Below are 12639 nucleotides of genomic sequence, written 5' to 3' on the forward strand. Positions count from 1 at the left end.
CATGTTAAAAAATGTATATTTATAAAATAAAAGAAAAGTTCGAAAATAGTATTGCAAAATATTATATAGCAAACTATAATGAATTCAAGAATAGTTGATACTTAAATTAAATATTCAGAAAATTCAATTAGTTAAAATTGGAAAATGAGATAAGGAAATTTGAATGGGGGTTATATTATGGCGAATAAAGTACCGTTTTCGTTCATAGTAGTTATTGGATTAATGTTATTTGCACTATTTTTTGGAGCAGGAAATTTAATTTTTCCAGCGATGCTTGGTCAATCAGCAGGAGAGAATGTATGGATTGCTAACGCTGGATTTTTAGTAACTGGTGTTGGATTACCATTACTAGGTGTACTAGCATTTGGTTTTTCAGGTAAAGATGATTTACAGTCATTAGCAAGTCGTGCTCACCCAGTGTTTGGGATTGTATTTACAACAGTTTTATACTTAGCGATCGGTCCATTATTTGCAATACCGAGAACAGGAAATGTATCTTATGAAATTGGTCTTAAGCCGTTTATGCCAGAGGGAGTAGGTTCTACACCTTTAATTCTTTTCACAATTATATTCTTTAGCATCACTTGTTTTTTTTCGCTAAATCCCGCGAAAATTGTCGATATTGTTGGAAAAATTTTAACGCCAATTAAGTTGACTTTCATCGGTATTTTAGTAATCGTTGCTTTTATACATCCGATTGGAGATATGCAAGCACCAGTGGAAGCTTATACATCACATGCATTCTTTAAAGGATTCCAAGAAGGATACTTAACGATGGATACGCTTGCATCATTCGTATTCGGGATTATCATCATCAATGCTATTAAAGAAAAAGGTGCGAAAACGAAAACACAAATTATGGTCGTTTGTGCAAAAGCGACAATTATTGCAGCATCTATTTTAGCAATTATCTATACAGCACTTTCTTATATGGGTGCTTCAAGTGTTGCAAAGCTTGGACATTTAGAGAACGGCGGAGAAGTATTAGCGAAAGTTTCTAACTACTATTTCGGATCATATGGCGGAGTATTATTAGGATTAATGATTACAGTAGCTTGTTTAACAACTAGTGTGGGACTTGTATCAGCATGTTCTTCATTCTTCCATAAGTTATTCCCAAATGTTCCTTACAAAGCAATTGCAATCACGCTATGTGTATTTAGTGCAATTGTTGCAAACGTAGGATTAACACAATTGATCGCAGTTTCTGTTCCAGTATTAACAGCAATTTATCCACTAGCAATCGTATTGATTTTCTTAACATTCTTCCATTCATTATTTAAAGGAAGAGCTGAAGTTTACCAAGTAAGCTTAATCGTAACATTTATCATCAGCTTATTTGATGGATTAAGTGCAGCTGGAGTTAACATTGAAGTAGTAAGCCAAGTGTTCACTAAATTCCTTCCGATGCAGGAAGTAGGATTAGGCTGGATCTTCCCAGCGATTATCGGTGGATTTATCGGATATGGCATTAGCATTTTAAAAGTGAAAAACCAAGTTCAACCAGCAACTAGAGCGGATAAGAAAATAGGTTAAATAAAAAAAGTTATAGACTTGTTTCTATAGCTTTTTTTGTTACTATTAATAATGAGAAAAAATAAAGTAGTAAGGGAAATAAAATGAAAAAAACAATTGATCATATCGGAATCGCAGTTCGTGATATAGATAGTACGATACGTTTTTATGAACAGGTGTGAAGTGACAACAAAGTTGTATACTTTACAAGAAGGTTGTTCATTCTACAACAAAGTTATACATGGTACATGAAAGATGTACACTTAAAATAATATAAGATTATATGGGAAAAAGCATAACTTTAAGTTATGCTTTTTTGCAATTTCAAAAATGGAATTTAAGGGGATTTTGAAGAATTAGTAAAGGTTAGAGTTCTATGGTTACAGAATGATTTTTAATTATTAGGTTAAATATTAAATGGAAATTTGAAGGAGAGTACCAGTTACTAATTTAAGATTTCTTTATTAGATCTTTATATAGAAAATAAAAAAAGAGCCTGTCCCTGAAACAAGCTCTAGCTACAAGAAATAGCGTAATTGAGATGTCTATATATTACCATTTACTGAATGGAAATTCTAGGTGTATTATGTTGAGAAATAAATTATAGGTATCTTAATGAAAACTTCAATTGAGATTAAATAAAGTCCCTAAATATAGGGCGTTAAAGTTTTAATTAACTACGTGTGAAGAGAAGTTTTAAAATATTCTTTTATGGGGAAAAACAATGAGAAAAACTATAAAACAGCATTTTTTATGAAAATTAAGTATGTAATCAGTTCATGATAGAAGAAAGAAATGGTTCAGTTTATAAAAAATTAATTTAAGTGTATTTTACTTTGCAGCAAATATACTTCTTGGAAAAATAGAGACAAATGTTATATGATAAATTTAAGAGATTGGGGGAATGAAACTTTGAACGAGTCATATACAGCAGAAGAAGCTGCAAAGAAGTTGAAGATATCTAAATTAACTGTTTATGAACTTATCAAAAGAGGGGAACTGCCATCTTATCGAATAGGTAGGCAAGTTCGAATTGATGTAGAAGATCTACAGAAATACATAGAGCAAAGTAAAACAGGAAGCCTAAAAAATTCCGCTCAATTATCTGAAAAACATAATTTAACGAATGCAATTGTAATTAGTGGACAAGATATGGCATTAGACATACTAGGAAAATATATGGAGAGTAGTATGGGAGAAAGAATGCTAAGAGCATATGATGGAAGTCTTACAAGTTTGATTCGTTTGTATAAAGGTGAAGGAAGCATAGTCAGTCTACATCTATTTGATGGTGACACTAAAGAGTATAACGTTCCCTATACTAAGAGGATATTAACAAATTCTCAGTATATAATCTTTAATTTACTTTTAAGGAACGTAGGGTTTTACGTACAAAAAGGGAATCCAAAAAATATAAAGACTTGGGAAGATTTATGTAGAGAAGATGTAAAAATAGTAAATAGAGAAGTTGGAGCGGGTATACGAGTTTTATTAGATGAACAGTTACGTATTCATAATATACATAGAAAAAAAATTAAAGGCTATGATTACGAAGAAAGTAGTCACTTTAGTATTGCAACTAGTGTAGCTATGAATAAAGCGGATGTGGGAATAGGGATTGAGAATGTTGCCAATATAACAAAAGTTGAATTCGTTCCATTAATAAAAGAACAGTATGATCTTATAATCTTAAAAAATGAGAGTAATGTTAAAATCATTAATGAAATTAAAGAAATACTGCATTCAACAGAATTTAAACAAGAACTAGAGTCTATTGGAGGATATGATTTAACATTGACAGGAGAAACTATATATGAATCTTTTTAGTTAGATTTAATGTCTTGTTTTTATTTATAATAATAAGATATAAAAGTTTATTATGTGTTTATAGATGGGATTTATACATAGAAAAAGACTGCTTTATATGAACTGAACCCAAAAAATTAGACAAATATATTAAGCAGCTACTAAGGATTGAACTCTGTATTGCACAGGGGACAATCCTTTTAGTTTTGTTTTAATTCTTTTGTGATTGTAGTAATGAATATAAGTTTCTAGTTCTTGCTTAAATTGTTCCATACTTTCAAACTCTTTAAGATAAAGTAATTCAGACTTTAATAAGCCAAAGAAATTTTCCATGACTGCATTATCTAAGCAATTTCCCTTACGGGACATACTTTGGATAACGTTATGTTTTTTAAGCGACTGATGATATTGTCGCATTTGATAATGCCAACCTTGATCCGAGTGTAAAATAGGAGTTTCCTTATCATTCAAACATTGAAACGCCTTATTTAACATTTTAGAAACAAGGGAATAGGCAGGTCTATGTTCTATATTGTAAGCTATAATTTCTCCGTTATATAAGTCTAAAATGGGTGATAGATATAGTTTTTTACCATGTAAGTGGAACTCCGTCACATCTGTTACCCATTTCTCGTTTGGTTTTGATGCGTGAAAATTACGTTTTAAAATATTAGGAGCGAATTTCCCGACAGTCCCTTTATATGAACGATATTTTTTCAATCGAACAAGACATTTTAATCCCAGGATATTCATTAAACGTCGAACGGTTTTATGATTTAATGCATGGCCTCGATTACGTAATTCCAATGTAATACGACGATAACCATACCTCCCAAAATTCTCACTAAAAATCTCTTTAATTAATTCTTTAACTTTCTTATATTTATCTGGACGTTTCGCTTGTTTCATCCAGTAATAATACGTACTACGAGCGATATTAGCGACTTTCACAAGGTCAACGACCTTATATTTATGCCTTAATTCATAAATCAATTGCGCTTTGTCTTGGTCTGTGATGTTTTCTTCTTTTGAACTAAGGCATTCAACTTTTTTAAATAGTCATTTTCCATACGCAGACGTTCATTCTCTGCTTGTAGCGCTTCTATAGAACCTTCAAGAAATACTTCGTTTTGTTTTAAATGTTGTAGCTTAGCTTTTTCTTTGGCCATGGTTAGATGCCCCTTTTTCTTTGATTTTAGGGCATCTAATCCTTCTGTTTCATAAGCTACTTTCCATTTTCGGAGTGTTTCGCAAGAAGGAATATTAAAAAAAGCAGCTGTTTCTCTCAGAGATGTCCCATTTTCATTCATATAATGAATTACATCTAGTTTATACTCGAGAGGGTAAGTTGTATAGCGTTTTTCAAACGCCTTTTCCCCTGAAAATTCAAACCGTTTAATCCATTGATAAAGTTCTCTAGGATGAACCCCTATAGAATTAGCAATGGTTTTTCCGCCTTCCGTACCTTCTAGATATCGTTTTACTGCTTGTATTTTATCTTTTGAAGAAAATTTAGCCATAAAAAATGCACCTCCAATTGTTAATTATGTGTCTAACAATTGGGGTGCACTTCATATAAAGCAGTCTTTTTCTATGTATAAAGAATTACTAATTAATAAGATAGTATATAGTTCAATAAGAATAATAGACCGATAACACAAATAGTTTTGTTTAATTCTTTTCTTTTTCCAGTTAGAAGTTTTATTACTGGATAAAATATAAAACCAAAAGCTATACCATCAGCTATATTGTAAGTCAGTGGAATCATAATAATTGTAAGAAAGGCAGGGAAATATTCCGAGAAATCATCAAAGTCAATCTCTTTTATGCTTTTTAACATTAAACTTCCAATGATAATTAGAATAGGTGCAACGGCTCCATCTGGAATCATTTTTATAAAAGGCATAAAGAAAAAAGAGATAAGAAATAGTAATCCAACAAAAATAGAGGATAAACCGGTTTTTGCACCAGCAGCTATTCCCACAGCACTTTCTAAACCAGCTACAGTAGAACTAGTACCAAAAACCCCAGCAAAAATGTTAGACATCCCAGTTGCCTGATAAGCTCGATTGAAACGTTTATTATCATTTTCAAAACTTTGTATGGTTCCTAGATTTTGAAATAATAGAATCATTGTTAAAGAAAAGGTAGCTGTCCAAAAGGATGCATTTTTCACTTGTGTAAAAGAAAAAGCATTAAACACAGCTGGGTAATGCTCATATAAAGATCCCATATTATAGGAAGGATCTAATTTTGTAATGCCACAAAGGGCTGCAACCAATGTGCTAATTCCTATAACGATTAAAAATCCACCTCTGATATTATAAATAAAAAGGATTACAGCTAATGCCAGTGTAAAAATTGTAAGTAATGTATTTGCTTTAAATAGGTTATCCAATCCAATTATTGTTACAGAAGAATCTGTAATAAGTCCACCTTTCTGAAGTCCGATAAAGGTCAAAAATAGGCCAATCCCTACAGTAATAGCATTTTTTAAGGAGTGTGGAATAGAGTTGATTAAAAGTCTAGAAAAAGGTGTAAATGTAATCAGTGTGAAAATAATGCCTGATACTAATACGACGCCTAAAGCTTCCTGCCAATTTAGTCCTAAAGATTGAACAATTGTATAGGAAAAGAATATATTTTCTCCCATTCCAGGGATAATTACGAGAGGGGAATTTGCCCAAAAACCTATTATAAGGCAACCTAAAAAGCATGTTAGAGTAGTGGCTACTACAGATGCCTCTGTACTAATCCCTGCGTCCCTTAATATGGAGGCATTTACAATCACTATATAAGAAACAGTGAAGAAACTTGTTAGAGCAGCTAGTAATTCTTTTTTTATGGTTGTATTGTAGTGTGTCATATTAAAGTGAGTATAAATCCATTCTGTCATGACATAAGTCTCCTCTGTTCAAATTTTTTATACATTAACTGGATACTTCGTTTTTATTGTGACTTTCAAAGTTGAAATTGTTCTAAATCCAAAAGTATCGTTCCATTCTAAATCGTCAATAATAAGTGACTTATCTTCTATAAAAGGTTGTATGGTATTTAAAAATACTTTTAGTGATTTTCTTGTTAGATTTGCACCGGCGCAGTAATGAGAACCAACTCCAAAACTTAAGATTGGAGGGGTGTTTGATCGTTTTTGGCATTCATTTGGGTTTTCATATTTACTCTGATCTCTATTTCCAGAAGAGATAAACAAAATAATTCTATCACCTTTATTAATGAGTTTATCTCCTAAAGGTATATCTTCATTAGCAACACGTGCACAATAGGGAAAAGGGCATTCCATTCTTAAAGATTCTTCAACTATATTTTCTAATGTTAGTAAACTGTAAGGGTTATTATGAGGTAATTTATCATTCTGCGTTTGTATGTAAAGATACATTAATGTTTTTACAGCACTAAGAAATGGTTCATGTCCATCTACTGTTACATTTGCGATTAGGGCTAAACTATCTTCTACTTGATCTACATTTTTCAGGATTAAATCGAATAAACCGTTTTTTTCGTATTTTTGTTGGTCACGAATTTCAGAAATAATACTATAGGTTTTATCAATAGAGTGAACAGTTTTTTGTGAATCTTCGAAACTAGGAACCGGAATCCAAAGGAAATCCACAGCTTTAAAAGCTTCGTGTAGAATTAATTTATAATCGTTTACATCTAGGCCCAATAAATTAGCAAGAGTGTTTTCTGTAAACGGTATAGCTATTTCATTAATAACGTCAATGAATTCATTATCTTTATTCAGAGAATTCAATACTTTGAGTGTAGAAGATTTAGCTAACTCTTCTATAATAGAGTTTGTTAAATTGATAGGTACTTGTACGTGTTTACGCAATTCCTTATGCTCAGGATTATCCATATACATTAACCATCTAGAGTAAAAATTAGAGAGTTTATCTTTATACTCAACAGGTATATCTAGCTTTTCGATGAATTGTTTTTTTCGATTAGCCTTTAATCGAGAATCTTTTAATAGTTGAGTGATATTGGTGTAATCAAAAACAAGCCACGCATTGAGTTCTTTATCCCAAATAATATTTTCTGTAGCTAAGGCCGCTGTATAAAATTTATATCTATCTTCGATGATTTTTTTTATAGTACTGTTAGTCATTTCGTCACTCCTAGATTCACTTTTATTTGTAATATTAATTTTCTTGTAATTGATATTTCATATTATTGTGAGTGATCTGGTTGCTGGAAGAGAAAAGATAAAAAATGCTTAAAAAATATATATTTATAGATATGGACCTATTTTCCAGTTATAACTAAATTATATTAAACAATAATTTTAGATATAAAACAATACTTATTTTAACGAAACATAACTAAATATAACAAAACATAACTGGATATATATTTGTTTAATTAATTCAGAATATTCTTCATCTTGTTTGTTAAGATGATGATTTTTATGATTAATGAAGTGAAAATCTTTTATTAAATTGTAAGACTATCAAGGGTTGTAACTAAGAAATAAAGCTACCAAAAGGTTTTTATCCTGAAAACAAAGAAAAAAATAATTTTGCAATTAATAGAATTGATATGATATGTTTTCTTTGTTAATAATTTGAAAAATCTACATAGTCTATTAAATTTATGTTTGATTTATTTTAAAGACATTATAGATAAGCAGAGGGGAAGGTAGATGATAGATCAGCATTGGGTAGAGTGAATAACTGTGAGTAACTTAAAGTAAAATCACTTTGTTTATTTTTGAGTTATTATATAATCTAGGAGAAGTAAGAAGGGGAGTGCAAATTTTGAAATTTGTCTTTGATTTAGATGGTACAATTTGTTTTAAGGGAAAACCAGTTTCAGAAAAAATTCTTGCATGTTTAGATAATATTAGTAAAAATGGTCACGAAGTTATATTTGCTTCTGCAAGACCTATTCGTGACATGCTACCTGTGATACATTCGCGCTTTCACGAATATACATTGATTGGCGGAAATGGATCTTTAATTTCTCAAAACGGAAAATTAATTTATTCAAAAGAGTTCGAGAAATCGCAACTAAAAAAGGTTCTTGCTTTGATAAATGAATTTCAAGCAACTTATTTAATTGACGGTGACTGGGATTATTCATATACTGGTCCAGATAATCATTCTATACTTAATAATCTAGATCCAGCTAAACTTGCTAGATCTGTTAAGGTGACCTCTTTAAATTCGATAGTTAAGATTTTAATCCTTACAGCAAGCGACATGGAAGAACTATCGAAGAGTCTAAGTTTATTAGATGTTGTTGTGCATAAACATAGAAATGAGAATGTAATAGATATTAGTCCAAAAGGTATTCACAAATGGAATGCACTGCAGGTATTAGGTGTCAAAGAAGGGGAATATGTGGCTTTTGGAAATGATGCGAATGATATAAGTATGTTCGAACATGCTGCATATTCAGTAATGGTTGGACATCATCCAGAATTAGCGCCATTCTCTAAAGAAAGCATCCCTATGGACATAGAATACGAAATAGAGATCATAAATAGGTTAGAGAAACTTTCTGAATTATACAGCCTAAGTCATAATTAAATGTTTAAAAATCCATTAATATATTTTTAAATTATTAGATGTGGAATAATTAAATATTGTAAAATGAAAAATATCCCTTTGGATGATCAAATCCAAAGGGATATTTTCCTGATTTTACCTTAAATTAACTGTTTGATTGTTAGTACAGCTTGGTAGCCAAAGTAAATACCAAAACAGATTAAAATAACACCTGCTGAAATGGAAATCCATTTCATTACAGTAGCGTTTACAAAGCGTCTACCAAAATGTATGGATGTAGCCATGAATAAATCCCATAGCATAATACCTGCAAAAATAGCTGTACTATACCATAGTGCTTGTTCTTTTCCAATTGTATTTATTGCACTAGTAAGAACAGAACCGTAAATTCCTATCCAAAATACAATATTTAATGGATTTGAAATCGCAATTGCAAATCCTGCTAAAAAAGATTTTAGAGGATGTTCTTTGTCCCCAGTTAAAGAATGGTGTACTTGTTTAGGAGCATCCTTAATACTTTCATATCCTAAGTAAAGCATGGTAATAAAACCAAAAATCCAAATACAAAGTTGAGCAATTGGAGTTGTTAAAAAAGTGGAAATCCCAAAATAAATGAGTAACATCATAATTACATCAGCTGACATAGCGCCTAATCCTACAAACCAAGCACTCCAAAATCCATTTTTAATGCCTTTATTTATTTGAGCCACATTGATTGGGCCCACAGGAGCAGACAGGGAAACACCTAACAATATATAACTAAAGATCATGCTAATCATGTTTTTTTACACCTGTAATCGGACATCTCATTACACTTTCTTCATTTGTTTCAGGTAAAATATACTGTTTCCACTCATGTGAATTTTCAGCACCATAATCACCTATATCTGGATGCATTGAAATATTATCGTAGGCTAATAAGCGTTTCCTAATAACTTTACGGACTTGTTTTCCTTGTTTGGTATCACCTGTAATATCATCTAAGGTTCCGCGGGGTTGAAGGGTAATTTCAAGACCATTTTCTGTATATCTGCTTTGTCTTTCAGCATAGATAGGTGCTCGGCAAACTACAAATATAGGTTCTCCAGCAAAACAAAATTCCCATTTGGCATGATAAGGATCTGTTGGGATTTCTGGATTCCATGGTTCGGGATCATTTTCGATTAAAAATTGTAGTACATTCCAAAATTGTTTTTTATATTCTTCTGCTAGTAATTGCTTACTTGAGGGTTTGAAGAATATCACTAGCGTAGTCCGCTTGGCAATTTGCTGATATGTCTTTATATATTCATAAATCCCATCTCTAAGCTTTAGCAGCTCTTTTTGATCATAAGCTGAGTCAATAAAAAGATATCTGGACCAACCATGTTTTTCGGAATCTACTGCAAAATAGCAAGGAAACGGTTTAGAATTATCCATAATACTTTTGTGGAAACTGTTGTAAGCGTGTATTTTCCAGTTTTCTAAGAAGTCATTGTTCTTTTCATCAAGAATTCTATTCTGATTATACAAATAAGATTTGGTTAATTGGATTACCACTGTAATCTCTCCTTCTTGTGAGTATAAAATCATTAATTGTTTTCATAAATTAAAATGTTGTTTTTCACTATATTTAAAATTTTATTGATATCCTCTGTGTGTATCTCAATTGTTAACTCAGGTACGCCTGGAGATAGTAGAAATTTATTATAATTATAGATCTTTTTATCTATAATAAGGGTAACCTCATCCTGATATCCGAAAGGGGCTACACAACCGGGGACACAGGAAGTCTTTTCAATCAACTCTTCAGCTGAACAAATTGAAACCCTCTTGCCAATTAGTTCTTTCATTGATTTTGAATCTAATTTCTCGCCTTCAATCGTAACTAGTACATAATTATGTCCGGTTTTATCTTTTAGAAATAAACTTTTACTTGGAACTCCTTCTAAATTAAATCTTTTTCGTATTTCTCTATCTGTATCATAATCCAAATTGGGTTCATGCTCGTATTGCTGATAAGAAATATTAGCTTGATCTAATAGCTGTATCACATGATTATACATAATTATCCTCCTTTATGATCTATGAAAAGGCACTTATAAAGTAATAGGATTGGGTATCAAAAAAATTCAATATAAGGGTTATACTGGAAGCTTTTTTAATATGTTAAACTTTTTCACTGAAAAAAGGTATTGATAAAATTTCTTTTAAATACAGAAATTCTGATATGATTTTATTTTTGAAAATTAAGGAAAATTATTTAGATATTGAATAAGAGAATTTGTTTTTAAAGATTAAAATGTATCATTTAATGTTTTGCATGTGGTTTTCTTAGGTTTGTTACAACAAGGATTGTCCTCTATATAATTACATATTGCTCTCGGTAGGAGTATTTAGGGCTTGGTTTGCTTCTTTTTTCATTATTAACAAAACAAGTATTATACTAATAATCAGTGAACTAACTCCAACTGATATGAAAGATGAGAATTGAAAAATTTTAACGTCCCAGAACAAGCCGGACAGGTAAGCTCCTAATGCAGCACCTATACCCATGGTAAGAACTGTGTAGGTAGTTTGTCTTTGGCTAATTAAATCTTGGTCTGCATTTAAACTTAAAATGTTCATAGCACAAATGTGATATAAAGCAAAGGTAAAAGCATGCATTAACTGTGAAATTACTAATAAAGTGATGCTTCCGACAAAAAGTTCTATTAATGTCCATCTTAGAATACCTAAAATAGAGCACAATAAGAGAATAGATGAAACATTCATATATTTTAGAAGCCTATGACCATAAGCGAAAGTAACAATTTCGCATATAACTGCAAAAGCAATTAATGAACCTATTGCAAAACCAGTATAATTATTTTCCAACAACTTAATAGAAAAGAATCCATAATAAGGTGCATGTGTTAATTCAAATAAGAAAAATACAGAATAAAAAAGCAAAAGTTTTCTTTCAATAAAAATACTTTTTGATTTTTTTTTCGTAACCTCAATTGGTTCAAGGCGAATTAGTAGAATAGAGGAAATTAACAACATAAATCCTAAAAATATTAATATAAACCAAAAAGATAGTGGGCCGAATTTAATAAGGGCATGACTTGCCCAAACTGAAAAGAAAATAAATCCGATGCTTCCCCACATTCTAATGGTTGAGTATCGTTTCATGTCACCATTTAATTTTGATAATGAAATGGTTTCTATGTTGGGTAAAATAGATATCCAAAAAATATTTAGTAAGGAGAGTGCTATAACTATAGCCAAGCTATTTTTAACTTGAGTACCAACAAACAGAACGACTAAAAGGAGGACGCATTGTATAAGGTATATGCTTGCTAAATTTCTATTTAGTTTTGATATCAGTAGGAATACATATGGTCCTAGTATTCTGGCTAGAATTGAAATGCCAAGGATTATCCCTATCTCTTTGCTACCAAAGTGTAATTGATTTAAAAAAAGGCCGGTTAGCGGAACTACAATAGCAAATGTTGCAAAGTATGAAAAGAAAGTAAAGGAACAGTACTTATCAAATGTTTTCATTTTTATCCACCTCTTTATTAAGATTGGTATTGTTATAGTAGTGATTGATCTGTATTAAGAACGTTTTTTTATAAGTTTGTAGCAACTTGTACTTGAAATTAATATATTCAGTTCTTAAGTGTATTTTATAATGCGGTTTAAATAATTTTTCTCCCAATGATTAGTGGTTTGTAAATTGGAAAAATAATACATTTAGTGATCTTCCACATGCTTGAAATAATTCTTAGTGTCTGGCGTATTTTCAACAGTAATATTTTGGAGA

At 31.0% G+C, this 12639-nt stretch carries 10 protein-coding genes and 1 pseudogene; 4 read left to right on the forward strand and 7 right to left on the reverse strand.

Annotated features, from left to right (window positions below):
* The first annotated feature begins 177 nt into the window (after window positions 1-177).
* From brnQ to BHV55_RS09575, 3 genes and pseudogenes are all read left to right on the forward strand, one after another.
* Window positions 178-1536, forward strand: coding sequence for a branched-chain amino acid transport system II carrier protein (gene brnQ, locus BHV55_RS09565; protein WP_001284783.1), 1359 nt, complete (start codon window positions 178-180; stop codon window positions 1534-1536).
* A gap of 83 nt (window positions 1537-1619) precedes the next feature.
* Window positions 1620-1694 (forward strand): annotated as a pseudogene (locus tag BHV55_RS09570) (VOC family protein); the annotation flags it as partial.
* Between the two features lie 700 nt (window positions 1695-2394).
* The gene (locus BHV55_RS09575; protein WP_070757075.1) at window positions 2395-3342 is read left to right on the forward strand and encodes a helix-turn-helix transcriptional regulator; all 948 of its coding nucleotides are present in this window, start codon (window positions 2395-2397) and stop codon (window positions 3340-3342) included.
* A gap of 129 nt (window positions 3343-3471) precedes the next feature.
* Here the strand turns inward: BHV55_RS09575 and BHV55_RS09580 are convergent.
* The 3 genes from BHV55_RS09580 to BHV55_RS09590 form a co-directional block, all read right to left on the reverse strand.
* A protein-coding gene (locus BHV55_RS09580) for an IS3-like element ISBth167 family transposase (protein WP_085962495.1) occupies window positions 3472-4841 on the reverse strand; the annotation gives its coding sequence in 2 pieces (ribosomal slippage) (window positions 3472-4376 and window positions 4376-4841; 1371 coding nt in all).
* A gap of 92 nt (window positions 4842-4933) precedes the next feature.
* Window positions 4934-6217 (reverse strand): NCS2 family permease, encoded by a 1284-nt coding sequence (locus tag BHV55_RS09585; RefSeq protein ID WP_000141340.1) that lies wholly within the window; start codon window positions 6215-6217, stop codon window positions 4934-4936.
* A 27-nt stretch (window positions 6218-6244) separates the two neighbouring features.
* The gene (locus BHV55_RS09590; protein ID WP_070757585.1) at window positions 6245-7450 is read right to left on the reverse strand and encodes a cytochrome P450; all 1206 of its coding nucleotides are present in this window, start codon (window positions 7448-7450) and stop codon (window positions 6245-6247) included.
* A 649-nt stretch (window positions 7451-8099) separates the two neighbouring features.
* Here BHV55_RS09590 and BHV55_RS09595 point away from each other — a divergent pair.
* Complete coding sequence (locus tag BHV55_RS09595; RefSeq protein WP_070757581.1) at window positions 8100-8873, forward strand: HAD-IIB family hydrolase; 774 nt, start codon at window positions 8100-8102, stop codon at window positions 8871-8873.
* Between the two features lie 119 nt (window positions 8874-8992).
* Here BHV55_RS09595 and BHV55_RS09600 read toward each other — a convergent pair whose 3' ends face one another.
* The 4 genes from BHV55_RS09600 to BHV55_RS09615 form a co-directional block, all read right to left on the reverse strand.
* Entirely contained in the window at window positions 8993-9631 is a 639-nt protein-coding gene (locus BHV55_RS09600; RefSeq protein WP_070757579.1) for a LysE family translocator, read from the reverse strand.
* Complete coding sequence (locus tag BHV55_RS09605; RefSeq protein ID WP_000236657.1) at window positions 9624-10391, reverse strand: YqcI/YcgG family protein; 768 nt, start codon at window positions 10389-10391, stop codon at window positions 9624-9626. The genes BHV55_RS09600 and BHV55_RS09605 overlap by 8 nt, the downstream gene beginning before the upstream one ends.
* 32 nt (window positions 10392-10423) lie before the next feature.
* Window positions 10424-10897 (reverse strand): YbaK/EbsC family protein, encoded by a 474-nt coding sequence (locus BHV55_RS09610; protein WP_070179208.1) that lies wholly within the window; start codon window positions 10895-10897, stop codon window positions 10424-10426.
* Window positions 10898-11201: 304 nt separating this feature from the next.
* Window positions 11202-12377 carry an MFS transporter gene (locus BHV55_RS09615; RefSeq protein WP_000846434.1) on the reverse strand — a complete coding sequence of 392 codons (1176 nt, stop codon included), beginning with the start codon at window positions 12375-12377 and terminating at the stop codon, window positions 11202-11204.
* Between the last annotated feature and the right edge of the window lie 262 nt (window positions 12378-12639).

The sequence above is a fragment of the Bacillus sp. RZ2MS9 genome (assembly GCF_001816185.2).
Classification (GTDB): domain Bacteria; phylum Bacillota; class Bacilli; order Bacillales; family Bacillaceae_G; genus Bacillus_A; species Bacillus_A cereus.